Source organism: Flavobacterium sp. TMP13 (assembly GCF_050847115.1).
Lineage (GTDB): Bacteria > Bacteroidota > Bacteroidia > Flavobacteriales > Flavobacteriaceae > Flavobacterium.
Window position 1 is genome coordinate 2,012,442 of record NZ_CP193656.1, and the last position, 26,372, is coordinate 2,038,813.

Sequence of the window (26,372 nt, forward strand, 5' to 3'; positions counted from 1 at the left end):
TAGTTTTAAATACGCTGGTCTGAGTAGTAAAAGATCATTGTTGTCTTTATAACAAACATAAAAATTACTTTGTTGGTGTTTAAAAGTTATATATTTTATAAATGATAAGTTGTAAGTATTTGTTTTATAGTTAGTTATTGAGTTATTTGAAGCCATGACACTACAATAATATACACTAATATCCCAAAGCATATAATCTTCATTTCAAATCAGTAATTTTTTTTAATCAATGTTAAAAATTATATATTTTATTCTATTAAAAAGCAAATAAAATAGTATATCATAGTCAATATAAGTAGTTTAAAGTTAAATGACGGCGTTTTTAAATTTCCACTTACCAATATATTAATTTTAACCAAAGATACTTATGCTTTATATATTTTATGAACTAAATATTTTGGTAAAAAAAACATATTTTGTGTAAAGTTCTTGACATTAAGCTTTAAGCAGTTTTTGTTTAGCTCTTTTGTCTTTTTTATGTTTTTAATGCATCGTATGAGTTAAAAGTATGAAGATATTTTCATTATATTTTAAATTCCCTTTAAGGCTTATTTCTTTATGTAAAGGAAGTCTACTCTGTTGAAATATAAATAATCTAGTAAGATTTTAAATGAAAAAAAATATAATAGCGATAAAGTTAGAAGAGTATAGAATCGAATTCAATGAAAGCTCCGGTAGTTATAAAATTTCGAGTGACTTTGATTTTAGAACTTTGTCTTGCAAGAAAATTATTAAGATGCTTGGGCTGAAAAATGACAAAGGACATTTAGTTTTGATTGAGAAATTAAATACGATACAGCCAATTTGGTTAAATATTTTCTTGAAGACCTGTGGTCATTATGATGTTTATAATGACGATAAGGTTATTGATATGTCTAATTTTTACTTATTGTTAGACGACATCTTAGATGGATTAGAATAGTTAAAACAAAAGATACTTAATTTATAAAAGTTATGAACGAAGAAGAATTATTACTTATCCCAGATGCTCAATTGTTGGGGTTAATTTATGAAAATGAAAATTATTTAGGAATTCTATATAAAATATGTAGAGCGGGTTCTTTATCTTTTTTACGATCAAAAAATTCTGTTTTTAATGATGAAGACCTTGAAGATTTATTCTCAGAAGCTATGGTTGTTTTATTTGAAAACATTAGAAAGGGTACTTTTACTTTAACAGGTACTTTTCAAGCTTACTTAAACAAGATTTGTTATTACAAATTTATAGATAAAACTAAGGTGATTAGGTCAGTTTCTTTAAATGAAAATGATAGTATTGATGTTGAAAATGAGGAGGATATCGATTTTGGAATTGATACTAATTCACTCGATTTTGAAACTATAGACGATGATTTATTTAATTCAGTAGTGCAAGATTCGGAGGAAAAAAGAAATTTCGTTGAGAATGCTATTGTTAGTTTAACTCAAGCATTAGAAAGTATCAGAACTGCTGTTGGAAACTGCTATGAACTTATTACTTTATTTAATTATGAAGGGTTCAGTATAGCAGACTTAACGCAAAGATTTAATTACGCTAGTGATCAAGTTACAAGGAATCAAAGATCTCGGTGTATAAAAAGGTTAAGAATAGCAACTCAGATAAATTAAACAAATGAAAACAGCCATAGAAATAGTTAAAGGATATTTAATTCCTAAACTAGAAAAAGTATCTAATTTTAATATTGAAACTTCATCAGAAGATTTTTGGGAAAGTTTTGTTGATTCTCTGCTTATTTTTGAGACAAATGGAAAACCGATTTATAAACTAATCACTAGTTGTAATCTGAGCAACGAGGTAAAAGAAAAATTAATTTCAAAAACTCCTATTATATATTCAAAGTTAATTAAAGAATTAGCAGAAGAATATGTGAAAGGAAATACTTCAAAAGCAATTGGAATACTATTGAATTCAAAAGGAACTTCGTTTAAAGGTGAGGTTGAGTTTTTCTATATTTTGAAAAAGGCTTCGGAAATTGCTGAGCGAAAAAGAATAAAAGAAGAATTGCCATTGTTTTTTGAAAGATTGAAAAACCAAATTTCCAATTCTGATCAATAAATTTTAAATTATAAAGTAAAATTTAATTTTAAACAAAAGGGCGTAACATTTAATTGTTACGCCCTTTTTTTTGTTTTTCCACGAAAATGTATTGTCAAAGTTGCCCTTTTAAATTCTAAGATAAGTATATAAGCGATGTACTGATACGAGATTTTAAAACAACTAAACCAAGTAAGGTTACCTTTTTTTAATTCGACGATAAGTATAAAAGAGAGCTTCTTAAAAGGTATTTAACTAATGTCATCAAGTATAAGATTGTCTTTTTTAAATTCAACGATAAGGATAAATGTTAGGGTTTTCAAAAGAGATTTTAAATAAATGTCTTCAAGTTTAAGGTTACCTTTTTTTAATTCGACGATAAGTATAAAAGAGATCTTCTTAAAAGAGATTTTAAATAAATGTCATCAGGTATAAGGTTACCTTTTTTTAATTCGACGGTAAATATAAAAGAGACCTTCTTAAAAGAGATTTTAAATAAATGTCATCAGGTATAAGGTTACCTTTTTTTAATTCGGCGATAAGTATAAAAGAGAGGTTGTCAAAACATATTTAAATAAATGTCATCAAGTGAGGTTACCTTTTTAAAATTTAACGATAAGTATTAAAGAGATGATAGGGAAAGAGGATTTAAATAAAAATATAGAATGTGGTGTTCTCTGTTGGCAATTTTTAGGAATAAAATATGTACTTCAAATTGATCTAAGAATAAGTAAACAGGTTTAAAAATAAATTATATAAATATGAAGAAAAAATTTCAGTTCAGAACACGCAAAGATGCTTTTCGCGCTTTGTTACAAAGTAGTTGTCAGTTCAATACACAACAACAAGTAGATTATTGGTTTAAAGAATTTATGAGAAATACCCTTGAGGATGAGTATTGGGTATTTAGATTGCTATTTTTTATTGGTTCTAATAATTTCATAATCGAAGATTGGTTTGCAAATGAAGTTAAAAATAAAAGTAATTGGTCTTTAAATTGTTATTATCTAATTGAAAAAATTGATAGTTTTTATTAATTTTTATAGTTTTCCAGAATACGATTAGTTAGAGTTAGGTAAACTCAAGCGAAATAGTTTCAAATACAATATTTGTCCATCATCTCAGGTGGTTTACGAGAAATATTAAGTTGTTGTAGAGAATTACAATACTATTCAAAATCAAATTTATCACACAAGTACAATTCGGTGAAATAGTCGAAGCGGGAAACTCATGCCTTCGAGAAAAATATTACAAACAATAAAATTAATCATAAAAAAAATCATGAATAGAACAGTAGGTAAATCAAAAATTGTTAACATTTTTCCCATTTGTAGTAATGGGGTAATCACCCACATTGGATATTGTGCACATGAATGTGAAGGTGATGCTGAATTTAAGTATAATTTCCTAGAGGCAAATATGAAAAAAGATTTCAAAAAATGCAGCAAAGTTCAGGTTAAATCTAGACTTATTAAAAGTCCTTTCTTAAAAAAAGATCTTGGAATTACTTTGGAGCATTATAAGTTTTGTTTACAAATCCCTAACTATAATGGACTTTTTGATGAAATATTTGAACGCATAGATGCTCCTTTTGACCAACATACTATTTGTCTAATTTCATTATACAACGTCTAATCTTTAATAGTAAAATAGAGGGTATGAATGCTTTCTACACATTAATAATAAATAATAAAAAAAAACATCATGAAAAACACTGCGAATAAATTTTATCATTATACAAGTATTGAACGACTAGAGGAAATTATAACTAGTCAAGAGATAAGACAAGCTACTGCATTTGTGGCCAAAAAAGAAAAACCGATCGCATGGGTTTCTTCAAATCAAACCTGGGAAAACACAGCAACAAAATCGTATTTATCAGAAGGAATAATTTATCCACTAACATTTGCTCAGCAACAAGTAACATGTGGATGTGCAAGAATTGAAGTTTCTTCCAAAGGATTGCATACGTGGGGTAAACTGAAGCATATTGCAAAAATAAAACCCGATACTGTTAGTAGATTAGAAGTCGTTGGTTTAATGAAGGGAAGTAAGCCCTCTGAATGGTTTGGTAGTTTAGTACCTATAAAATGGAGGACTGGATTAAAATTGAAGTTTACCAGAATGGTAAGTGGATCTGAAATAAATGTTTAGAACAATTTATTTTAAAGAATGCAAATTAAAAAAGAAATTAATAACTTCAGTAAATATAGGCAATAAGAAGGTTTTTGTTAAGTTAGTTTTATATAGCAAACTCCTAATTATAGATTTTTAAATCATTTGTTTATATCTATAAAAAATAATAACAATTTAAAAATGAATAAAAATGTAATTAAACAAGAAATAATAAATCCACTAATGTCATCAGTTGATTTGTTTAATAGTGATTTTAGTGTTGGTAGTTTGTGCACATTATCACTGCATGAGGTGGGTTTTATGATTAATATGAGAGATATTGACTGTGTAAAGAGATGGCTTACTTCTAATAACATTAAAATATATAAAAGATCTAAGTTTAACTATGTATATAAAATTGACGTTGAATGCGAAATTGATAAAGTTCGAGTAAGAGATTTACGTGTCTCACATCCAAATGAGTGGGAGATGAGATATAAAATAATCGCAAAGGACGATGCTGTTTATGAGATGGTCGTGCTGAGTTTAGGAGGTGAGGTCTGTATAATGCCAAGTACAAGAGTGATAAAGAAAAATAAAAGAGATGTTGAATTATTTAAAAAATTAATATCATGATAAAGTTATCTCTGCCTAAAAAATCGCACAAAGGCTTGAAAATTTTCTGCAAAGTTTGCTTGCGAGATAATCCAAAATGTAAACATTTAGATTCTCAGATATATAGAGTAAGGGTTCATGTGCCTGGTAGTGCTAAAAGAGTGAAGACAAAGGTTTTGTTATCTAGGGAATATAATGATGCTGTAATTGAAGCGGTTAATTTTGAAAAGGATTTGATTGCACGAAGCTATTCTTCTCCAGTAATTAATTCGGAAGAAGGAAATGACTACTCGATTGTTGATGCGGTCATTAAATTCAATCAATATCTAGATGGAGCAAATCAATATGCTCATTTAAAAAAGAATATAAGCCAAGCTTATAGAGATGAGTTAATTAGATACTGTACGGTTTTTTTAAAAAGTCTTAAGGAGTATAAGAATATCGAAATAGCTAGAATAAACAGTATAACTAATAGTGATATTTCAAAGTTTTATGTGATGGCAGAAAAAATATATGCGCCGAGGACATTTAATAAATGTATGAATGGAGTGAAATTCTTTTTTTCTTTTTTAATTGATATTGAAGATATTGAAATGAAAAATCCAATGCGAAATTATATAGCAAAAGTGGTTTTGAAATCTGAAGTAGAGTCTATTACTAAAGAAGAATTCGAATCTATTTTGCTTGCTATTGATAATTATGACCCAGTAAAAACTTTAGGAGGAAAAGGTGAAAAGAAAAATTTGTTTAAGCCATATTTGAAAGCAGGTTTCAAATTGTTTTTATTAACAGGAGGAAGACGCGAGGAAGTAGTTGATTTACGTTGGGATGATATTTTTATTACGGTAAATGGAGTGAAGTTTTTTAAAGTGGGGAATTTAAAGGTCGAGCGGATAAAAAAAGTAAAAAATGTTTTTAAATATATTCCTATAAATGAAGACTTAAACGAATTGCTTTTAGAAATGGGTTACAATCAAAAAAAGGATACGAACGAATACATTTTGTTTCCAGATCGAGATGTTACTTCCAGAACAATAATGGACGCATTATCAAAAGCTTTTACTCATTATAGAAAAGGAGCTGGTATATCTAAAGAAATTGGTTTGAAGAATTTAAGAAAGACCTATTTAAGTTGGGTAAATCACGTAATGGGAGATGATACAAAAGTCTTATCTTCTCATTCAACTAATGGAGTTTTAAAAGAGTTTTATCTAGATCCAAAAATCTTGTCGCCAATTGAGGAAGCGAGTATTAAAATTAAGATATTCGGTTAAAATTGTAATATTAGAGATTATTATAAGAAGTAGGTGAGATAAAATATAGGGGTTGACTTTTTGATTAAAGTTTACCCTTTTTTTATTTTTAAAAATACTGATAAAAACTATCGTGAGATTATTTGTTAATTAGAGATTGCTATACTTTATTGATTACTTCTTTCAATTAGTCAATTTATAAATGATTTTACATTGGTGTTTTTACGGTTAACTACAAGATGGAAGTGAATGTTTTTTGATAATACCTCACTCGATAACCTCACTCGATAAATAATGTAATTAATTGTTTTAGATTTAATTCCAATAAAAAACCCTTAAACAGTTGTTGTTTAAGGGTTTGTTTTTGTAGCGAAGACGGGAGTTGAACCCGTGACCTCAGGGTTATGAATCCTGCGCTCTAACCGACTGAGCTACCTCGCCAAGGTAAATAAGAAAGTAGCTCCTTATTGCGGGTGCAAATATAAAAATAATATCAATGCAAACAAGCATAAAACAAAGAAAAAAAAATATTTTTCAAAATACTTTTTTTACGTAGTAATATTCTATATATTTCCAAAAAATTTAATGTAGCACATGGATCAAAAAGTACGTTACGAAATAGAGTTCCCTATAAACTCGTCACCTCAGTTATTGTATCAATATATCTCAACACCATCTGGTCTATCGGAATGGTTCGCAGATAATGTTAATTCAAGAGGAGAGTTTTTTACTTTCATTTGGAATGATTCCGAAGAGAAAGCACGTCTTGCTTCAAAAAAGACGGGAGAGAAAGTAAAATTTAAATGGGTAGATGATAACAATAAAGATTCAGAATATTATTTTGAGTTACATATTTTAGTTGACGAAATTACCAAAGATGTTTCGTTGATGGTAGTAGATTTTGCTGAAGAAGATGAGCTGGACGAGGCAAGACAATTATGGGAAAACCAAATTTCAGACTTAAAACATCTTATCGGTTCTGTTTAGAAATGTCTTTATTATAACTTATATTTGCCCTGAACAAAATTCAGGGCTTTTTTATGATTAATTTTAATGGAACAGTAGTAGCAAAAGAAGATAATATTTTAACGAATAACCGCGCTTTTTTATACGGTGATGGTGTTTTCGAAACCGTTAAAATCATTAATAATAAGATCTTATTTTTAGAGGATCATTATTTTCGCTTAATGGCTTCGATGCGTGTGGTTCGAATGGAGATTCCGATGAACTTTACAATGGAATTTTTAGAAGACCAAATTCTAAGTTTAGTTAATCAAAATGGAATTGCTAGTTCGGCAAGAGCTCGTATAACTGTTTTTAGAAACAGCGGAGGCTTGTATTTACCTACTTCAAACGAAATCTCATACTTGATCCATGCGATCAGTCTAAACAACCAGAATTATATAGCTTATACCGATACATACGAAGTTGATCTCTACAAAGACTTCTATGTAACCAAGCAGCTTTTATCGTCTATAAAATCTACCAATAAATTAATAAATGTTACAGCGAGTATTTTTGCAAATGAGAATGACTTAGATAATTGTTTGCTGCTTAATGACGCTAAAAATGTAATTGAAGCATTGCAAGGAAACTTGTTTATGGTTGTAGGAAACAAACTAATTACTCCGCCAATTTCTGAAGGATGTTTGAACGGAGTAATGCGCAAGCAAATTATAGAACTGGCAAAAAAAGAATCCACCTTAGAAGTTGTTGAAGAAGTAATATCTCCTTTTGAATTACAAAAAGCAGATGAATTATTTGTAACCAATGTAATTATGGGAGTTCGCCCGATAACAAAATATCGCAAAAAAGAATTTTCAACAATTGTCTCTCAAATTTTAGTAAAAAAACTGAATGACTTTATAGCGTAATTTCTTAGTTGAGATATGGGTTTTCTGGAGCATTAGACCAAATAACATAATCACCACCTAACTCTACCAATTGTTCTTTCCAGAAATGAGTAGCCGATTTGCCGATAATTTTATTCTTGTAGTTATTGTCAGTTATTATCCAAGAATTCTCTTGCATCTCGTGTTCCAATTGGTCTTCGTCCCAACCCGTATATCCTAAGAAAAAGCGAATGTTGTTTTTGTTAATTCGACCAGCATTAATAAGAACTTTGGTTGACTCAAAGTCGCCACCCCAATAAATTCCATTAGATATTTCAATGCTATTTGGTATTAAATCCGGAATATTGTGGATAAAATACAAGTTATCTTGTTCGACAGGACCGCCGTTATATATTTTAAAGGAAGCTTCAATCTCGGGGATCAAATCATTAATAGTATACTTCAATGGCTTGTTAATAATGAAGCCAATTGAGCCTTCTTTGTTGTGATCTGCCAATAAAATGACTGATCTATTGAATGATAAATCTCCAATTATAGAAGGTTCCGAGATAAGAAGGTGCCCCTTTTTTAATTTTTCTGAAATCATGCGGTTACAATTTTTATTAAATTTAACAAATTTATTTTTAATTACACAAAATAAATCGTCAAACCGCAAAAAAAAACCTTCCATATGGAAGGTTTTAATATATTTTAGCTTGTAAAACTAATTCTTAGTTTACTGCTCCTTCTAATTCTGCACCAGCTTTAAACTTTACAACGTTTTTTGCAGCGATTTGAATTGTTTTTCCAGTTTGAGGATTTCTACCATCTCTTGCAGCTCTAGCAGAAACTGACCATGATCCAAAACCTACCAAGGAAACTTTACCACCTTTTTTCAAAGTAGCTCCTACGTTTCCTAAAAATGACTCTAAAGCTAACTTAGCAGCAGCTTTTGTAATTCCTGCGTCAGCAGCGATAGCATCGATTAATTCAGACTTGTTCATAATTATTAGTTATTAATTGTTGGTTAAAAAAAATTGTTAATACACAAATTTAGTAGGAAATCCGTACCTCGCAAGTATTTTGTTTAATTTTAGATAAAATTGTTGATAACTTGCTTTTATTGTTCATAAAAGTAACAAAAAAAAATCGTTAAACCGCTTAACCTCCCTGTTTTATTGACTTTAGTGCACTTTTGCCTGCTCTGAAAAACGAACTCCATTTAATAATTCAGCGGTTTTCATTCTTTTTTTACCCGGCAGCTGTAAATTATTTACAATTATAAACCCATCACTAATCGTTATTTTTAATTCTTTCTTTGTACTAATTACTTTTCCAATTTTATAATCATGGCTTTCCATGCTAAATTGTGCATCGTATATTTTTACTGACATTTCGTCGGCTTCATCTTTTAAAAAACACCACGCAGCAGGATACGGACTTAAACCTCTAATCAGGTTAATGATATTTGCTCCAGTGTCGTTCCAGTCTATCTTACAGTTTTCTTTATTAAGTTTGTAAGCAGTTTTAATGTCAGCAGGTTCTTCTTGAATGGTCGTAACTACATTTTCATCTTCCAATTTTTGCAGTGTATCAATAACAGTTTGACACCCTAAGTTCATCAATCGATCGTGCAATTCGCCCGCGTTTTCGTTTGGTTCAATTTCGATCTCAGAACTTAAAATCATTGCGCCAGTATCAATTTTATCATCAATAAAAAAAGTAGTTACTCCCGTTTTAGTTTCACCATTAATTATTGCCCAATTAATAGGAGCTGCGCCGCGGTAATTAGGTAGTAGCGAAGCATGAAGATTAAATGTGCCTAGTTCTGGCATTTCCCAAACTACTTTTGGTAACATTCTAAATGCAACAACAATTTGTAAATTGGCATTTAAGCTCTTTAATTCTTCTAAAAAAGAATCGTCTTTTAAATTAGTAGGTTGTAATAAAGGCAAGTTTTGTGCTAGAGCATATTCTTTTACCGCTGAATATTTTAGTTTTTGCCCGCGCCCTGCAGGTTTGTCTGCAGCAGTAATTACACCGACAACTTCATAGTTGTTTTTTACAATGGTATCCAAAATGCCGACAGCAAATTCGGGAGTTCCCATAAATACAATTCTTAATTTTGTCATTATCTTTTTAGTGTATATTTATTATTCGGTAAGATCGCAATTTCATTATTCTCTAAAAGTTCTTGCAAAGCAAAAACAATTTCTTTATCGCTATGATTGGTTTGGGTAGCAAGTACTCTCGAATCTAAATTCTCTTTTTGCAATAACGCTACAATTGCTAATTTAATAGATCGATCGTCTTTTTGCCGTTGTTTTTGATTGATGCAATACGAGCAAATGCCACAATTCTTTTCTGCCGTTTCTCCAAAGTAGGCGAGTAGTAAGGTGCTTTTGCATGTTTTTTTGTCTTTTACGTACTCTAAAACACTTTGAAGCTGATTTTTTTTCAATAAATTTTGTTTTTCAAGATACTTAACAACTCTATTTATTGTGTGGTCATCTTCTCTAACTTCATTAAATAAAATAGAAGAATCGTTGTTTTTAGCTTTATAAGCGATAATTTCTTTTTCTTTTAATTTGTCTAAAACGACCAGAACTTCTGCTTCAGTAGAATTCGATTTTTTTGCTATTAAACTCACATTAAAGGGAGTTTTTACTTCATAAACACCGGGATATGTTCTTAAAATAGCTAAGATAATTTCCTCGTCATTTTGATTTAAACTAATGTATCGAATCACTTCTTTAGATTCAATTAAAAACTGCAGCGAGATTTTTTCCGAGTATTCTTGGGATAAAGTAATAATACCTTGTTTATCTAAAAATTGCAAGGCGTTATAGGTTTTTAAAGTTGGAAAATTATATTTGGTACAAAACTGATTCAAATTAAACGAAAATTGTTCGTTGATTCCTTCGCCGTAAGCAATTTGAAAGGAGTTGCATAATTTGACAAAAAGAGTATTTAAGAATTTTTTATCAGGTAGAACATCCAAAAATTGTGCTTTCGTTTGCATAATGTCCGAAACACTAGTTAAGACCACGGCATATGCTTTTTCGCCATTTCTCCCAGAACGTCCTGCTTCTTGATAATAATTTTCGATGTTTTCGGGCAATTGTGTATGAATAACAGTTTTTACATTTGGCTTGTCAATCCCCATTCCAAATGCATTTGTCGCAACCATAACTTGTGCATCTTCATTCAGCCACAAATTCATCTGTTTTTCTTTTTCTTTAGAAGATAAACCTCCATGATAAAAAGTAGCAGTAAAACCTAAAGATTGTAATTGCTGCGAAAGTGTGATGCAGGATTTTCGATTGCGAACGTATAATATAGAAGGTTGCGGATTTTTCTTTAAAATTTGTTCGGTGCGGTATAATTTATCTTCGACCTCAAAAACCATGTAAGCAATGTTTGCTCTAGCAAAAGATTGCTGAAAAATTGTAGTATTTTGCAGCCCTAATTCTATTTCAATATCTTTCTTTACCGCAGGAGTTGCAGTTGCCGTTAAAGCAATAAAGGGAATCTTAGGAAAGTATTTTTTTAGATCAATAATTTTTAAATACGCCGGTCTAAAATCGTGTCCCCATTGCGACACACAATGTGCTTCATCAATGGCTATATAATTTATAGGTAAGTTTTTTATGCGATCTAAAACCCAATCTTGTTGCAAACGTTCTGGCGAAACATAGAGAAATTTGTAATTTCCATATTGGCAATTGTCCAGTAAATCAATTAAATCTTCGGTATGAATCCCGCCTGTAATTGCAATAGCTTTAATGTTTCGCTTTTGCAAATTGGCAACTTGGTCTTTCATTAGCGCAACTAAAGGTGAAACGACAAGACAAATTCCTTCTCTCATTAAAGCAGGAACCTGAAAACATATCGATTTGCCACCACCAGTAGGCAAAATAGCCAAGGTATCGTGACCATTTGCAACCGATTCAATTATCTCGCGTTGTAAAGGTCTAAACGCATCGTGTTTCCAATATTTTTGAAGAATTGCTAACGCTTCTGGCATTCGTAATTAATTTAAAGTTAGGAAAATAGACCACGGTACCTTTACAAAATAATTAGAATTCGAACCTAAATCTTATCTAAGATATAAAGAATTCTGTTATCAACCGTGTCTTTTGGCACTTCAATCAATTCGTAACCATACTTTTGATAGGTCTGAATGAGGTGATTGTATATAATTGTAGCTTGTTCAAAGTTTTCATATCGCTCGCTGTCGCTCAGATATATTTCTTCCCACGGCGGAAGCAAAAATATTTTTGAATATTTACATTGCTCGCAAGCTGCCGCAAAACGTTCGGGGTATAAGTCACCAATAAAATCCATATACGCCACAACATCGGGTATACCGCGATCAATAAATACCACTTCAGACGATTCTTGCAGCGCGCTTTCAAACTGCTTTATCCTTCCTTTCAAAAGCATATCACTAAACAATAACGGGTTTTCAAGAAACAATTGATCGATTCCTTGCTTTTGCGCCTCCATCGTTACTTCGCGCGAAATTTCAGGATAACAACAGTAACCCTTGGTAACTAACCCTTCTATAATGGTTGACTTTCCCGTTCCCGGACCGCCAATAATAACTATAATTTCTTTTTGCACACTCTAAAAATAAAGGGCAAATTTACCTAAACTAATTCAGAATTAAAAAGGTTATTTGAGTTAGGAGCGAAAGATTTGGCTTTTTTTTAGGCATGGGTTCCTGCTGCCTTTCCAAATCTGCCGAAAATAAACGGCAGGATTTTCCCTTGCATCAGGGCTATTGAATTGACATAGTTTCTTTTATGCCAAGAAAACACAAAAAAGCAGTACTGTTTTGATCTTTTAAATTTACCAAATGGGTTTTCTAGATTCTAAAATCAAAACCGTATATTTGCTGATATTTTATTAGATAATGGAGAACGAAAAAGATAAAAAAGTAACCGAATTTTACGAGCGATTAAAAACGGAATTGGACAATAGTAACACTTGGCCAGCCGAATATTTATTTAAATTTATTGTTCCGTCGCTTGCTGATAATGTAACAACAGTCGAAAAAGCATTTGACAATCTTGGTGCTGTAATTAAAACGACACAATCAAAAACCGGTAAATTTACTAGTGTTTCTGTAGACGTAACCATGAAAAGTGCCGATCAAATTATTAGCAAATACAAAGAAGTTTCAACCATCGAAGGAATAGTTTCACTATAATTATGAGCGAAAAATATAAAAAAGAAAATGCCAATGATGTCGTCTTTAATTTAGAATACAATTCTGAAAGACAGCATTTAATTATTCCCGATTACGGACGTCATTTGCAAAAATTAATTGATCAAGCCACCACAATCGAAGATGATGAATTGCGCAATAAAGCTGCAAAATATATCATTCAGGTTATGGGAACTTTGAATCCGCACTTGCGTGATGTTCCCGATTTTCAGCATAAATTATGGGACCAATTGTTTATCATGTCCGATTTTAGATTAAATGTCGATTCACCCTATCCAATACCGTCCCGCGAAGTATTGCAATTGCGACCAGATGTTTTAGAGTATCCACAAAATTTTCCAAAATACCGTTACTACGGCAACAACATCAAATACATGATTGATGTGGCTAATAAGTGGGACGATGGTGACATGAAAAATGCTTTGATAATGGTCATTGCGAACCACATGAAAAAATCTTATTTAAGTTGGAACAAAGACACTGTAAAAGATGATGTCATTTTTGAGCATCTGTACGAGTTGTCTGAAGGTACTATCAATTTGATACAAAGCACGGAAGAGTTGTTAAATACTACCGATTTGCTGCGTACTAATAAACGCATGTCGAACAAAATTAGCACAAGCACAAGCCAACCTAAAATACAGAATAACAAAAATAAAGTTGGCCCAAAAAAGCCTTTTCAAAAAAGTAATCAAAATAAAAGTAATTAAGAATTAGTTTTTTCACTTCTTAAACAAAATAAAAAGTCATAATAGTAAAAGAATATATGGGAGTATTTAAAATCGAAGGAGGAGTTTCTTTAAAAGGTGAGATCACACCACAAGGTGCAAAAAATGAAGCTTTGCAAATTTTATGTGCGGTACTTTTGACGCCAGAAAAAGTACGAATTAACAATATTCCGGATATTATTGATATCAATAAATTAATTACACTTTTAGACCACTTAGGTGTAAAAATTGAAAGAAACAGTTCAAGCTCGGTGACTTTTCAGGCCGATCAGGTAAATGTTTCTTATTTAGAAACCGAGGAGTTTAAAAAAGAAGGTGGAGCACTACGTGGATCTATTATGATTGTGGGACCATTGTTAGCTCGTTTTGGAAGAGGATACATTCCGAAACCAGGTGGAGACAAAATTGGTCGTCGCAGATTAGATACCCATTTTGAAGGTTTTATTAATTTAGGAGCTAAATTTAGATACAACCGTGAAGATCATTTTTATGGAGTAGAAGCAGAAGATGGTTTAGTTGGGGCAGATATGTTACTTGATGAAGCATCGGTTACTGGAACAGCTAATATTGTTATGGCTGCGGTTTTAGCTAAGGGAACAACAACAGTTTACAATGCCGCTTGCGAACCGTATTTGCAGCAGTTGTGTAAAATGTTGAACTCTATGGGTGCTAAAATCTCTGGAGTTGGTTCTAATTTATTGACGATACAAGGGGTAGAAAATTTAGGAGGTTGTGAGCATACCATACTTCCAGATATGATAGAGATTGGTTCTTGGATTGGTCTTGCAGCCATGACTAGAAGCGAAATCACAATTAAAAATGTAAGCTGGGACAACTTAGGATTAATTCCGAATACCTTTAGAAAATTAGGAATTACCCTTGAGCGAAGAGGAGATGATATTTACATTCCTGCTCACACCGATGGATACGAAGTAAAAACAGATATTGATGGCTCTATACTAACCATTGCAGATGCGCCATGGCCAGGTTTTACACCTGATTTGTTGAGTATTGTTTTGGTCGTAGCCACACAAGCAAAAGGAGATGTGTTAATTCACCAAAAAATGTTTGAGAGCCGTTTGTTCTTTGTCGATAAATTAATTGATATGGGTGCAAAAATAATGTTATGTGATCCGCACCGTGCTGTCGTTATGGGACATAATTTCCAATCGCAATTAAAAGCAACAACAATGTCTTCACCAGACATTCGTGCAGGAATCTCATTATTAATTGCAGCTTTATCAGCAAAAGGAACAAGTACAATTCAAAATATTGAACAAATTGACCGTGGCTACGAACGCATCGACGAGCGTTTAAGAGCTATCGGAGCAAAAATTGAAAGAGCATAAATTCATGCAATGACAAATGAACAAAAAGCAATAAAAGCTACATATTTTAGTATTATAGGAAACACCTGCTTGGCCATCATAAAAGGCTTTGCAGGTTTTTTTGGCAATTCGTATGCCTTAATTGCTGATGCGATAGAATCTAGTACAGATATTTTTGCTTCTTTTTTGGTTTTATTCGGAATCAAGTATTCAAATAAGCCGCCGGATGAAAATCATCCGTATGGTCACGGTAGAGCAGAACCTTTAATTACTTTTTTGGTAGTTGGCTTTTTGATTACTTCGGCAACGATTATTGCGTATGAAAGTATACTCAATATTCAAAAACCGCATGATCTACCTAAATCCTGGACACTTTTTGTGTTAGGTGCTATAATTGTGTGGAAAGAATATTCGTTTCACAAAGTGATGAAACGAAGTAAAGAGACCAAAAGCTCTGCGTTAGCCGCAGATGCTTGGCATCATAGAAGTGACGCAATCACATCCGTTGCTGCTTTTATAGGTATTTCAATTGCACTTTTAATGGGGCAAGGATATGAGTCAGCCGATGATTGGGCGGCACTTTTGGCAGCTTTTTTTATTTTGTACAATAGTTACCGAATATTTAGACCTGCTTTAGGAGAAATTATGGATGAGAATTTAAACGATGATTTAATCGTTGAAATTAGAAAAATAGCCAAAGAAGTTGAGGGTATTATCGATACCGAAAAATGCTTTATTCGTAAAGCCGGAATGAAATACCATGTTGATCTACACGCTATTGTCGAAGCTACAATTACGGTCAAAGAAGGACACGATCTAGCGCATCAATTGAAAGACAGATTAAGAGAGGAAATTCCTGAAATCGGTCATGTTCTCATTCACGTGGAGCCCAATACTTATATTTAAAGAGAATTGAACTTTGCAATCAGCGCGCTTCTTACAAAAAGGAACGAATCGCTAATTCGTAGCTTTTCAAGCCAAAGCCCAAAATAACTCCTTTTGCATTTCCTGAAATGTACGATTGATGTCTGAAACTTTCGCGCGAATAGGTATTTGAAATATGAACTTCAATAACAGAAGTAGTAACTGCTTTTATAGCATCTCCAATACCAATGGAAGTGTGGGTGTAAGCGCCTGCATTTAAGATAATTCCATCACAGTCAAAACCAAATTCCTGAATTTTACCAATCAATTCACCTTCAATATTGCTTTGATAATAACACAACTCTATGGTTGGAAATATAGTCTTTAGTTCTATTAAATAATCTTCAAAAGTAGTAGAGCCGTATACGTCAGGTTCTCTCTTTCCTAATAAGTTGAGGTTTGGTCCGTTGATGATGCAGATTTTCATAAAGTATAATTTGTGTAAAAATAAAAAAACCGTTCTACATTATAGAACGGTTTTTAAAATATTATGTGATATCACTTTTAAAACATAAATCCTGCTGATACTTGAAAAACAGAATTTTTAACATCAGCATTTTTCGAAGCTTCAGTTAATCCTAAGCCGTAACGTGCTTGAACAAAGAAGTTTTCTGTAATTTTGTATCCTAATCCACCTACTACTCCAAATTCGAAAGTTTCACCATTTTTGACATCAAAGTCATTTTTTTCACTTACTAAAAAAGACGCTTGTGGACCTAATTCTAAACTTAAATTTTCTGCAACAAAAAATTTAGCTAAAACAGGGATAGAGATGTATCCTAATTCATTTATAAAATCTTTACCAGCAGTTTTATAAGAAGCTCCTTCTGTTGAATATAAAAGCTCAGGCTGTATAGCAAAACTTTCCATAACTTTTATTTCCGCAACTAAACCTGCATGATAACTTGTAATTCCTTCTTTGTCGTAAGCTATACCATCAAAATTTGCATCACCAGTTTGATTCGCAAAGTTTGCTCCTGCTTTAACTCCAAATTTTACTAATTGTGCTTGTACTTGAGTGAATGACGCTACCATCATTATTGCTCCTAAAATGATTTTTTTCATTAATTGATTTTTTTAAAGTTTAAAATTATTGTGTAAAATAAGACAATATAAAACGAACTATTGTTATAAGTATTGTGCATTTTCTGTTAGAATTTCCATTTTAACTTTTTTTAACAATCGCTGTTTTTATATGTCATTACCTAGTTTACAGTGTATTTTTATAAGTGTCTAGTAGATAGAGTTTTCTTTGTTAAAAGTGCCTAAAATCAGAATTTGTTTGTTAGAATCAAAAAATCCCGTTCCAAGTATTGAAACGGGATTTTAGTATAAATCTATTTGTTATTAGAATTGAAAACCAATTCTAACTCCTCCAAAAACATTTGATGTAATATCAAAATCTTTTGATCCTGGAGTAGACGTAGAATTTGTAACAGTCCCTACTCTTGTAGAAGTTGTTGCATCTTTCGTTTTATCAGACATAAAGCTTAATCCAGCTTCAACACCTAAATAAACTTTTTTAGCAATATAGTAATCTGCACCTGTAAATAGTCCAATTCCAAAACCTGACGTTTTTTGTTCAGCTTTAATGTAATTACCGTTTTGAGAAACGATGTCATTAGCTGTTTTTCCAAGGCCAACGATTAAATCTGCACCCGCATAAGTAGACAATCTGTTTGTACCAGCAAAATGCTTTTCAATACCTAACTTAATAGCGTTAGATGATACTTTGTTAGTCGTTGTAATTTCATTTGGTGATACACCTGCTACAGCTTCGGTCGTAGTACTATTTAATCCTAAACCAGCTCTTAATGCTAAATCTTCTTTAAGAAAATATCTAAATTTTAAAGCTCCGCCATTTAAATTAAAAGTGGCATTATTTAAACCACCTGCTAAACTTACTTCAGTTGTAACACTTCCAGTTGTTGGTTTATAAGAAGAATCATCTTGTGCACTTACTGATTGAAACGCAAAAAAAACTACTGCAATTAAAAATACTTTTTTCATCGAATTAATTAAATTATAATTTTCTCTATTTTGCTTAGTGCAAAATTTTGCGCAAAGGTAGGGAAAAATCCTAATTGATGTTATTTTCTTACACATTTTAAAAATTATTTTGAAAGTATTTACTTGTTTATATTTAAGACACTGACAGACAGTTCTTACAGTTTATAATTCTTGTAAACTCTTGTTATTTTGATCATGATTTTTTACATAATCACAAATTATTAAAGTTTTTATTGCAGCAATTTTTTTTTAAAGTGTCTTATAAAGCTTTTTTTGAGCTACTATTCCTAAATTAGTTCGTTTGATGTATTTTTTTAAGATTAGTCGTAATCTTTCATTTTTTTAGAATCAGTTTTATAGTTGGCCTTTTGATTAAATCGTATAATTCTGAATGTTAAACTATTACTGTGACTATTTTTTTTCCTTTTTGCTAAAAGCTGTTTTTATTGTGAAATAACGATATAAAAGTACCTGTAATTATTCACTGTAGCTATTTTGTAAAAGTCTGCTAAATTAGTTTGACCCTAGGTTTTAAAGGGAAGTATGATTATTTTTGCAACTTTAAACGCAATAATTAATTAAAAAAAAAAGATGAAAAAAATTTTATTAACAGCTGTAGCTGTTTTTGCATTTAGTTTTGCAAACGCACAAGATTCTAGTAAAAGTTTTGGTTTTTCAGAAGGTGATGTTCTAGTTGAAGGTAACTTCAGTTTCAACTCAACTAATGATAAAAACACAGATACTAAAACAAATTCACTTGGTTTCAATCCAAAAGTTGGTTATTTTTTAACTGATAAATTTGCATTAGGACTTGAATTAGAAGTGGCAAATGGTAGCACTGAGGTTGCAGGAATTGATACTAAAAAAAGTTCTAATTTTGGTGCTGGAGTTTTTGGTCGTTACTACTTTCTTGAATTAGGAGAGAGATTTAAAACGTATGCTGAAGTTGGAGTTGATTTTAACAACGGTAAAGATGGACTTGGTAACATGGAAACTAAATACAGCGGTGTTGGATTTGGTGCTGGTTTAGGACTTAATTATTTCGTTACAGAAAATTTCGCAATCAATTTCGGATTGTCTGATATTTTAGGATACTCATCTTACAAAGTTGAAGATGGAAAAGCGGTAAGTGGCTTTGGTGCTAACTTAAATGTTTTCAATAACTTTTTTGCTACTGCAAACTTTGGTTTGACTTTTAAATTGTAATTCTCACAATTTACTTATATGAAAACCTCTCCATTGGAGAGGTTTTTTTTTATATAAAATTCTTGCAAGTATTGATTTAGGTTAAAAACTTTAGCAAACAAGTATCTAGCTATGACGATTAGTTTTTAATGTAGGTTATCAAAAAGACAAAATTAAATTGCATATTGGTATAGAGTCCTTTCTTTAGATAATTTTAAATTTGCAGTAAAAATCAAATTGTAATACTGTATCAATATCGAGAGCGTCCTTTTTAATCGAAAATGATTTACTTTGTAGTTATGAATTGGAGTACTTACATCAAAGATTATCAATCGTATTTAAAGATAGAGCGTGGTTTATCTAAGAACACCGTCGAAAATTACACCTTAGACATTGAGAAGCTGTGCCTTTTTTTAGAAGAAAATAAAATAGAAGTAAGTCCGATAAAAATTAAGGAGGAAACACTTCAAAATTTTATTTATGAAATTTCTAAAAATGTCAATCCACGTTCTCAATCTCGAATTATTTCGGGCTTAAAAAGTTTTTTTAGTTATTTAATTTTTGAAGATTATCGGGCAGACAATCCTTTAGAATTAATTGAGTCTCCAAAACTAGGACGCAAACTTCCAGATACTTTATCACTCGAAGAAATTGATTTTTTAATTGCTGCGATAGATTTAAGTACGCCGGAAGGTGAAAGAAATAAGGCAATATTAGAAACCTTATACAGTTGCGGTTTGCGAGTTTCGGAGTTGATCAATTTAAAATTATCTGATTTATTTTTTGATGAAGGTTTTATAAAAGTTACCGGAAAAGGCAATAAGCAACGATTTGTACCGATAGGTCGCGGCACTCAGGTTATTATAGAGCGCTATGTGCAACATACTAGAGGATTTTTAGCAATAAAAAAAGGACAGGAAGATACGCTATTTTTAAATCGACGCGGAAATTTCTTAACCAGAGCAATGATTTTTACTATTATAAAAAACTTAGCTGTTAATTGCGGAATCGCAAAAAATATTTCTCCCCATACTTTACGCCATTCTTTTGCGACGCATTTACTTGAAAATGGCGCCGATTTACGCTCCATTCAATTGATGTTAGGACACGAATCTATCACAACGACAGAGATTTACGTTCACTTAGATCGAAAGTTCCTTACTGAAGTAGTTTCAAAGTTTCATCCGAGAAAAGGCTGATTGAAATCAGATTGTAATTAAAAATATATTACATTTATAATAGTAATTGCTAGTGGTCAATCTTTTAACTTTTTTGAATCCATGATTTTTGATTTATCAGAAAATACAAATGTCCAAAATGTCAACGATTTTTATAAGAAATTGTTTGAGAGGATACCCGACTTAATTTTCCAATTTATAGTAACTCCCGATAATACGTATTCTTTTCCACTGATTAGTAAAGCAGTTGAAGATCTTTTTGAAATTCCAGTGGATGATTTTTCAAATAGTTCTAAATTTTTAATTTATGAAAAGGTTGCTTTAAGTGATCGAAAAATGTTTTTTAATACATTGATGAATGCAAAAAGAAACTTAGTTCCTTGGGAAATAGAATTTAGAGTTAAATTACCAATAAAAGGAAAGCGATGGTTGAAAGTAACTTCAAAACCAGAACGATCTGATGATGGAAGAGTTATTTTTTGCGGGCGAATTTCAGATATTACTGATGCAAAAAAACAAGAACTAAGATTGCGAATCTCTGAGGAGCGATTTCAGTTTGCTTTGGACGCTTCGACAGTTGGAATTTGGGACTGGGATATGATTGAGAACCGTGTGTTTTATTCGTCTTTATCATTAAAAATTTTGGAGCAAAACTCTAGCGATGTTTTTGATAATCCAGAAATGTGGGATAAGATTGTTCATCCAGAAGATCTCGCGAAATATTATTCAGATATTCAGGAGCATTTTGATAATAAAATTCCGTTCTACGAAAATTACCACCGAGTATTAACATCTAGTGGAAAGTACAAATGGATATTAGATCGTGGTAAGGTAATCGAAAGAGACGAAAGTGGAAAGCCATTGCGTGTGATAGGAACGCATACTGACATTTCTGTACAGAAAGAAAAAGAATTGGCATTGCTAAAAACAATGGAATTATATAGTGACCAAAATTCACGATTGATTAATTTTTCTCATATTGTAACGCACAACCTTAATACACAAGCGGGTAATTTTAAATTGATTTTGGATTTAATAGAAATGCAAGACGATTACAATTCTACTACCGAAATGATTTCGCATTTGAGAACAGTTTCTGATGATTTAAATGAAACTATTTCTCATTTAACAAAAGTAGTCGATATTCAAAATCATTTGAATATTGAAATTAAGGCATTAAATTTAAGCTTTTACTTACGAAAAACTATTACAATATTAAAATCGTATATCAACGAAAACAGTGCAGTAGTGGTTAACAATATTCCCGAAGATGTTTTTGTGAATTTTAATCCTGCTTATTTAGAAAGCGTTCTGCTAAATTTTATGACCAATGCAATTAAATATTCAAAAGATGATGCGAATGCAATTGTCGAATTTGATTATGTGCCAACTTCTGAAGGATTTAGTTGTTTAAAGATAAAAGATAACGGCTTAGGTGTCGATATGAAGCGCTATGGCGACTTAATGTTTGGTATGTATAAAACCTTTCATCAAAACAAAGAATCTCGTGGAATTGGTCTTTATATTACCAAAAGCCAAATTGAATCGATGAAGGGAAAAGTTTCAGTTGAAAGCGAGGTAGGAGTGGGATCGATTTTTTCTATTTTCTTCAATGAAGAATTACCATCACAAGCAAACTAAATTTAAAATAGCAGCATAAAAAAAAGCTTCACAATTGTGAAGCTTTTTTTATCTCTACTAGCTTGTATTATTTTGCAATATTTACAGCTCTTGTTTCTCTAATTACAGTAACTTTTACTTGTCCTGGGTAAGTCATCTCCGTTTGAATTTTTTGTGAAATTTCAAAAGAAAGGGTAGAAGCATTATCATCAGAAACTTTTTCACTTTCTACAATAACTCTCAGTTCTCTACCAGCCTGAATGGCGTAAGCACTTTTTACACCAGTAAATCCGTAAGCAACTTCTTCTAAATCCTTCAAACGTTGAATGTAAGAATCTAATACTTGTCTTCTTGCTCCAGGTCTTGCTCCAGAAATAGCGTCACATACTTGAACAATTGGAGACAGTAAGTATTTCATCTCAATCTCGTCGTGATGCGCTCCAATTGCGTTACATACTTCTTCCTTTTCACCATATTTCTCAGCCCATTGCATTCCTAAAAGCGCGTGCGGCAAATCACTTTCTGCATCTGGCACCTTTCCAATATCATGTAGTAAACCAGCTCTTTTCGCTAATTTTACATTCAATCCTAATTCAGCAGCCATGATTCCACAAAGTTTAGAAACTTCTCTCGAGTGCTGCAACAAGTTTTGACCGTAAGAAGAACGGTATTTCATACGACCAACTACTTTAATCAATTCTGGGTGTAAGCCATGAATCCCTAGATCGATAACCGTACGTTTTCCAACTTCAATAATTTCATCATCAATTTGTTTGGCTGTTTTAGCAACAACTTCTTCGATTCTAGCTGGGTGAATACGACCGTCGGTTACTAATTTGTGCAAGGCTAAACGAGCGATTTCTCTACGAACAGGATCAAAACAAGAAAGTATAATTGCTTCGGGCGTATCATCAACAATGATTTCAACTCCAGTTGCCGCCTCTAAAGCACGAATATTGCGTCCTTCTCTACCAATAATTCTTCCCTTTACATCATCCGATTCAATATTAAAAACAGAGACGCAATTCTCAACTGCTTCTTCTGTTCCAACTCTTTGAATAGTATTGATGATAATTTTTTTAGCTTCTTGTTGTGCAGTCAATTTAGCTTCTTCAATAGTGTCTTGAATGTGAGACATTGCTTCACTTTTTGCTTCGTTTTTTAAGCCTTCCACTAGTTGACTCTTCGCTTCATCTGCAGAAAGACCAGAAATAACTTCCAATTGTTGCAATTGGCTTTTGTGTAAACGATCAACTTCGATTTGTTTTTTATCTAATAGCTCAATTTTTGACTCATGTTCTACAGTTTTAGCTTCATAATCATCATTAATTTTTCGAGCTTTCGAGAGTTCGCTAGAAATTTGAGATTCTTTATCACGAATTCTTTTCTCTACTTCCGCTACTTTTTTGTCACGAGTTAAAATAACTTGCTCGTGTTCTGATTTTAATTCTATAAATTTTTCTTTTGCTTGAAGTATTTTATCTTTTTTAATATTTTCAGCATCTAGATTTGCGTCTTTTATAATTGAAGCGGCTTCCTTCTTTGCATTTTTAATCAGGTTAGAAATATTGCTTTTTTCAATAATTTTTGCGATTCCAAATCCTGCTGCGATCCCAGCAATTAGTGAGATTATAATTGTACTTATGTCCATGTTTGTTTAGGTTTATATATAAAAAAAAGCCTACATTAGATTTATTGTATAAACTCGAAAAGACAAGTTTTGAGCTAACTCATTGTTCAAGTTTCCTCGCCGAAGCGTGGCATACTCTAGTAATGATGATTCGCTCATTTTAATTTGTTAGTGTTGAGTTTACCAAATGTGAACTAATGTAGGCAGTATCTTAGTTGTTATAAAGAACGTATTTATTTATTGAGATATTGATCTAAGATTAAATTTAATTTTTTAATTCTTTCAATTGTTTCTGTTCCATCTATTGCGTTGTCCAATTGCTTTTGCTCTACTTGTGCCGCAAATTGTAGGGCACACATTGCCAAGACATCTTGTTTGTCACGCACAGCATAACTTTCTTCAAACTGCTTAATCATCGTATCAATTTTTTTAGAGGCACTTCGAAGTCCTTCCTCTTGATTGAGTTCGACCGTTAACGGGTATACTCGATCGGCTATTGATATTTTAATTTTAAGCTTTTCGTCCATGTTTTTAGTCAGATAATTGCCCTATACAGTAATCAATTTCGCGAATTAATGAATTTATTTTAAGCTTAGTCTCTCTTTTATTGTCATCGTTGCCCATTAATGAACTGGCAATTTTAAGTGTATCATACTGCTTTTTTAGAGCTGCAATCTCTTCAGATTGATTTTGTATGATGATTGCGGATTGGTTAATTTCTATCTGTAATTCTTGATTGTGTCGCTCTAAACCATTGGTTTTAGTCAGGAGCTTTTCAAGTTTATTTTCAAGAGTATCAATTATTTCTGCAATTACACTCATTTTACTCTTATTCATTACTTAATCATACAAAGTTAGTATTCCTTTTTATTATTACAATATTTTAAGTGTTTTTTTGAATTAAAAAAATAAACAAGCTTATTTTAATACTTTCTAATTTGTAATCTGAACTGTTTTTATGGCATTGTTTTTTTTATCTTAGCTAAAAATGTTACCTATGAAATTTGTTTTTATTTTTGTGTTGATGTGCAGTTTAGCGTTCGGACAAGCTACTTATCCTACAGACTATTTTGATTCTCCATTGGAAGTTCCTTTGCAATTGTCAGCTAATTTTGGCGAATTACGTTCGAATCATTTTCACGCTGGTTTTGATATTAGAACACAGCAGCGTACAGGTCTTAAAGTTTTAGCTGCAGCCGAGGGCTATATTTCAAGAATAAAAATTTCTACTTATGGAGGTGGAAAGACATTGTATATTAGTCATCCAAACGGTTACACAACAGTGTACTGTCATTTGGACAGTGCCGTTGGTGCAATCGAAAACTTTATTAAAGACAATCATTATAAAGAGGAAGCTTACGAAACGGAAATGTTCTTAAAACCAGATCAATTTCCGGTTAAAAAAGGCCAGATTATTGCCTTATCTGGTAATTCAGGAGGATCAGGTGGGCCACACTTGCATTTTGAAATTCGCGATTCAAAAACAGAAAATATCATCAATCCAATGCTTTTTGGTTTTGATAAAAAATTCACCGACACTCAGAAACCTATTTTATCAACGTTGTATGTATACCCATTAAATGATAGTACAACGGTAAATCAATCGCGCAGACCATTGGTTTTAAATGTTAAATTACAAGAAGATGGATCGTATTTATCAGACCGTGTGAGTGCAAATGGTAAAATCGGATTCGGAATCACAGTTCGCGATAAAGACAATGTTTCGCCATTTAAGTATGGTATTTATAAAGTAGTCTCTTTTTTTAATGGCAATCCGAATTACGAGTATAGATTCGATTCATGTTCATTTGATGAAATGCGTTACATTAATGCTTTCATGGATTATGAGAAATATAAAAGTACTGGACAAAAAGTGCAGCAGTTGTTTATGCGTAAAAAATTTCCGTTAAGTATTATAAAAACGGATGCTGCCAATGGCGTTTTGACTATTGTACCTAATTTGGCTTCTTCTTACCGTGTGGAAGTTTCAGATTTTTACGGCAACACGACCAGTATAAATATTCCAATTCAATATGATTCATTACCGGTACTTATTCCTGCAGCAAAACCAGCTTCAAAATATGTAATTAATTCAGGTAAGGATGCTATGTTTTCAAAAGATAATGCGACTGTTTTTTTTCCGGCAGGAACTTTTTACACTGATTTTTCGATGGATTTTGATGTTCGACAAGGCACTGTTTATATTCATGAAGACACTGTTCCCGTTCATTCTTATTTTACCGTTACTATCGACGATAGTACTTTTGGAGCTGGGCAAAGAGACAAAGTCTTCATCGCAGAAGTGCGCGGTAATAGATTAAATTATAACGGAACAGCTTTGAAGGGTACTACTTTTACTGCGAAAACGAGAGCTTTGGGACAATATAAGTTAGCGATGGACACAACGGCACCTTTAGTTAAAATCACAAAAGCAATTGAAGGAAAAAATGCAGACTCAAAATCGGTTCAATTTATTATATCTGATGATTTGTCAGGCATCAAGTCATACAATGGATATATAAATGACAAGTGGATCTTGTTTGAGTACGATTACAAAACTAAAAGAATTACGCATGACTTTGCTGATGGAATTGTAGTAAAAGGTTCCAATACTTTAAAAGTAGTAGTGGTTGATAACGTAGGGAATTCAACTACTTTTGAAACACAATTTTTTAGAAACTAAACT

29 protein-coding genes and 1 tRNA gene are annotated in these 26,372 nt (G+C 31.9%); 18 read left to right on the top strand and 12 right to left on the bottom strand.

The window, feature by feature from the left end:
- Nucleotides 1-610: 610 nt before the first annotated feature.
- The 8 genes from ACRASX_RS08825 to ACRASX_RS08860 all read left to right on the top strand — a co-directional run bounded on the left by ACRASX_RS08825 (nt 611) and on the right by ACRASX_RS08860 (nt 6,039).
- Nucleotides 611-922, top strand: a complete 312-nt coding sequence (locus tag ACRASX_RS08825) for a hypothetical protein (RefSeq protein ID WP_432220935.1) — start codon at nt 611-613, stop codon at nt 920-922.
- Between the two features lie 32 nt (nt 923-954).
- Nucleotides 955-1,608 (top strand): RNA polymerase sigma factor, encoded by a 654-nt coding sequence (locus tag ACRASX_RS08830; RefSeq protein ID WP_432220936.1) that lies wholly within the window; start codon nt 955-957, stop codon nt 1,606-1,608.
- 4 nt (nt 1,609-1,612) lie between these two features.
- A complete protein-coding gene (locus tag ACRASX_RS08835; protein ID WP_432220937.1) occupies nt 1,613-2,056 on the top strand; it encodes a hypothetical protein in 444 nt (147 codons plus the stop codon).
- Between the two features lie 740 nt (nt 2,057-2,796).
- The gene (locus ACRASX_RS08840) at nt 2,797-3,072 is read left to right on the top strand and encodes a hypothetical protein (RefSeq protein WP_432220938.1); all 276 of its coding nucleotides are present in this window, start codon (nt 2,797-2,799) and stop codon (nt 3,070-3,072) included.
- 244 nt (nt 3,073-3,316) lie between these two features.
- Nucleotides 3,317-3,670 (top strand): hypothetical protein, encoded by a 354-nt coding sequence (locus ACRASX_RS08845; RefSeq protein ID WP_432220939.1) that lies wholly within the window; start codon nt 3,317-3,319, stop codon nt 3,668-3,670.
- A 69-nt stretch (nt 3,671-3,739) separates the two neighbouring features.
- The gene (locus tag ACRASX_RS08850; RefSeq protein WP_432220940.1) at nt 3,740-4,189 is read left to right on the top strand and encodes a hypothetical protein; all 450 of its coding nucleotides are present in this window, start codon (nt 3,740-3,742) and stop codon (nt 4,187-4,189) included.
- Nucleotides 4,190-4,351: 162 nt separating this feature from the next.
- The gene (locus tag ACRASX_RS08855; protein ID WP_432220941.1) at nt 4,352-4,786 is read left to right on the top strand and encodes a hypothetical protein; all 435 of its coding nucleotides are present in this window, start codon (nt 4,352-4,354) and stop codon (nt 4,784-4,786) included.
- Nucleotides 4,783-6,039 (top strand): tyrosine-type recombinase/integrase, encoded by a 1,257-nt coding sequence (locus ACRASX_RS08860; protein ID WP_432220942.1) that lies wholly within the window; start codon nt 4,783-4,785, stop codon nt 6,037-6,039. The genes ACRASX_RS08855 and ACRASX_RS08860 overlap by 4 nt, the downstream gene beginning before the upstream one ends.
- Before the next feature lie 346 nt (nt 6,040-6,385).
- On the opposite strand, the gene ACRASX_RS08865 is transcribed toward ACRASX_RS08860, so the two are convergent.
- Nucleotides 6,386-6,459 (bottom strand) — tRNA-Met (locus ACRASX_RS08865).
- A gap of 153 nt (nt 6,460-6,612) precedes the next feature.
- On the opposite strand from ACRASX_RS08865, the gene ACRASX_RS08870 reads away from it, so the two are divergent.
- Nucleotides 6,613-7,005, top strand: coding sequence for an START-like domain-containing protein (locus tag ACRASX_RS08870; RefSeq protein ID WP_066307536.1), 393 nt, complete (start codon nt 6,613-6,615; stop codon nt 7,003-7,005).
- Nucleotides 7,006-7,058: 53 nt separating this feature from the next.
- Nucleotides 7,059-7,892 carry an aminotransferase class IV gene (locus tag ACRASX_RS08875; protein WP_432220943.1) on the top strand — a complete coding sequence of 278 codons (834 nt, stop codon included), beginning with the start codon at nt 7,059-7,061 and terminating at the stop codon, nt 7,890-7,892.
- A 4-nt stretch (nt 7,893-7,896) separates the two neighbouring features.
- Here ACRASX_RS08875 and ACRASX_RS08880 read toward each other — a convergent pair whose 3' ends face one another.
- The 5 genes from ACRASX_RS08880 to ACRASX_RS08900 form a co-directional block, all read right to left on the bottom strand.
- Nucleotides 7,897-8,457: a YqgE/AlgH family protein gene (locus tag ACRASX_RS08880; protein ID WP_066307722.1), complete on the bottom strand. Its 561-nt coding sequence runs from the start codon at nt 8,455-8,457 to the stop codon at nt 7,897-7,899.
- A gap of 124 nt (nt 8,458-8,581) precedes the next feature.
- On the bottom strand, nt 8,582-8,854 hold the full coding sequence (locus ACRASX_RS08885; protein WP_066307532.1) for an HU family DNA-binding protein: 273 nt from the start codon (nt 8,852-8,854) through the stop codon (nt 8,582-8,584).
- Nucleotides 8,855-9,034: 180 nt separating this feature from the next.
- Nucleotides 9,035-9,982 (bottom strand): methionyl-tRNA formyltransferase, encoded by a 948-nt coding sequence (gene fmt / locus ACRASX_RS08890; protein ID WP_432220944.1) that lies wholly within the window; start codon nt 9,980-9,982, stop codon nt 9,035-9,037.
- The gene (locus tag ACRASX_RS08895) at nt 9,982-11,877 is read right to left on the bottom strand and encodes a RecQ family ATP-dependent DNA helicase (protein ID WP_432220945.1); all 1,896 of its coding nucleotides are present in this window, start codon (nt 11,875-11,877) and stop codon (nt 9,982-9,984) included. The genes fmt and ACRASX_RS08895 overlap by 1 nt, the downstream gene beginning before the upstream one ends.
- A gap of 65 nt (nt 11,878-11,942) precedes the next feature.
- Entirely contained in the window at nt 11,943-12,476 is a 534-nt protein-coding gene (locus ACRASX_RS08900; protein ID WP_066307525.1) for an AAA family ATPase, read from the bottom strand.
- A gap of 292 nt (nt 12,477-12,768) precedes the next feature.
- Between ACRASX_RS08900 and ACRASX_RS08905 the strand changes: the two genes are divergently transcribed.
- From ACRASX_RS08905 to ACRASX_RS08920, 4 genes are read left to right on the top strand one after another with little or no spacing between them, the layout of a single operon-like run.
- Nucleotides 12,769-13,065 (top strand): DUF493 family protein, encoded by a 297-nt coding sequence (locus ACRASX_RS08905; protein ID WP_432220946.1) that lies wholly within the window; start codon nt 12,769-12,771, stop codon nt 13,063-13,065.
- 2 nt (nt 13,066-13,067) lie between these two features.
- Nucleotides 13,068-13,793, top strand: coding sequence for a DUF4290 domain-containing protein (locus tag ACRASX_RS08910; protein WP_066307521.1), 726 nt, complete (start codon nt 13,068-13,070; stop codon nt 13,791-13,793).
- Between the two features lie 56 nt (nt 13,794-13,849).
- Nucleotides 13,850-15,160 carry a UDP-N-acetylglucosamine 1-carboxyvinyltransferase gene (murA, locus tag ACRASX_RS08915; RefSeq protein ID WP_432220947.1) on the top strand — a complete coding sequence of 437 codons (1,311 nt, stop codon included), beginning with the start codon at nt 13,850-13,852 and terminating at the stop codon, nt 15,158-15,160.
- Between the two features lie 9 nt (nt 15,161-15,169).
- On the top strand, nt 15,170-16,045 hold the full coding sequence (locus tag ACRASX_RS08920) for a cation diffusion facilitator family transporter (RefSeq protein ID WP_432220948.1): 876 nt from the start codon (nt 15,170-15,172) through the stop codon (nt 16,043-16,045).
- A 31-nt stretch (nt 16,046-16,076) separates the two neighbouring features.
- On the opposite strand, the gene ACRASX_RS08925 is transcribed toward ACRASX_RS08920, so the two are convergent.
- The 3 genes from ACRASX_RS08925 to ACRASX_RS08935 all read right to left on the bottom strand — a co-directional run bounded on the left by ACRASX_RS08925 (nt 16,077) and on the right by ACRASX_RS08935 (nt 18,073).
- A complete protein-coding gene (locus tag ACRASX_RS08925) occupies nt 16,077-16,490 on the bottom strand; it encodes a type II 3-dehydroquinate dehydratase (RefSeq protein WP_432220949.1) in 414 nt (137 codons plus the stop codon).
- A gap of 77 nt (nt 16,491-16,567) precedes the next feature.
- Complete coding sequence (locus ACRASX_RS08930) at nt 16,568-17,128, bottom strand: porin family protein (RefSeq protein WP_066307515.1); 561 nt, start codon at nt 17,126-17,128, stop codon at nt 16,568-16,570.
- 282 nt (nt 17,129-17,410) lie between these two features.
- Nucleotides 17,411-18,073 (bottom strand): outer membrane beta-barrel protein, encoded by a 663-nt coding sequence (locus ACRASX_RS08935; protein ID WP_432220950.1) that lies wholly within the window; start codon nt 18,071-18,073, stop codon nt 17,411-17,413.
- A 591-nt stretch (nt 18,074-18,664) separates the two neighbouring features.
- Here ACRASX_RS08935 and ACRASX_RS08940 point away from each other — a divergent pair.
- The 3 genes from ACRASX_RS08940 to ACRASX_RS08950 all read left to right on the top strand — a co-directional run bounded on the left by ACRASX_RS08940 (nt 18,665) and on the right by ACRASX_RS08950 (nt 22,077).
- A complete protein-coding gene (locus tag ACRASX_RS08940) occupies nt 18,665-19,279 on the top strand; it encodes an outer membrane beta-barrel protein (protein WP_066307510.1) in 615 nt (204 codons plus the stop codon).
- Between the two features lie 278 nt (nt 19,280-19,557).
- A complete protein-coding gene (gene xerD, locus ACRASX_RS08945) occupies nt 19,558-20,457 on the top strand; it encodes a site-specific tyrosine recombinase XerD (protein WP_432220951.1) in 900 nt (299 codons plus the stop codon).
- A gap of 81 nt (nt 20,458-20,538) precedes the next feature.
- On the top strand, nt 20,539-22,077 hold the full coding sequence (locus ACRASX_RS08950; RefSeq protein ID WP_432220952.1) for a PAS domain-containing protein: 1,539 nt from the start codon (nt 20,539-20,541) through the stop codon (nt 22,075-22,077).
- A gap of 67 nt (nt 22,078-22,144) precedes the next feature.
- On the opposite strand, the gene rny is transcribed toward ACRASX_RS08950, so the two are convergent.
- The 3 genes from rny to ACRASX_RS08965 form a co-directional block, all read right to left on the bottom strand.
- On the bottom strand, nt 22,145-23,707 hold the full coding sequence (gene rny / locus ACRASX_RS08955) for a ribonuclease Y (RefSeq protein WP_066307505.1): 1,563 nt from the start codon (nt 23,705-23,707) through the stop codon (nt 22,145-22,147).
- 212 nt (nt 23,708-23,919) lie between these two features.
- Nucleotides 23,920-24,213: a cell division protein ZapA gene (locus ACRASX_RS08960; RefSeq protein ID WP_066307501.1), complete on the bottom strand. Its 294-nt coding sequence runs from the start codon at nt 24,211-24,213 to the stop codon at nt 23,920-23,922.
- A gap of 4 nt (nt 24,214-24,217) precedes the next feature.
- Nucleotides 24,218-24,508 carry a hypothetical protein gene (locus ACRASX_RS08965; protein ID WP_066307720.1) on the bottom strand — a complete coding sequence of 97 codons (291 nt, stop codon included), beginning with the start codon at nt 24,506-24,508 and terminating at the stop codon, nt 24,218-24,220.
- 175 nt (nt 24,509-24,683) lie between these two features.
- Here ACRASX_RS08965 and ACRASX_RS08970 point away from each other — a divergent pair, with 175 nt between their 5' ends.
- Nucleotides 24,684-26,369 carry a M23 family metallopeptidase gene (locus ACRASX_RS08970; RefSeq protein WP_432220953.1) on the top strand — a complete coding sequence of 562 codons (1,686 nt, stop codon included), beginning with the start codon at nt 24,684-24,686 and terminating at the stop codon, nt 26,367-26,369.
- Nucleotides 26,370-26,372: the final 3 nt, after the last annotated feature.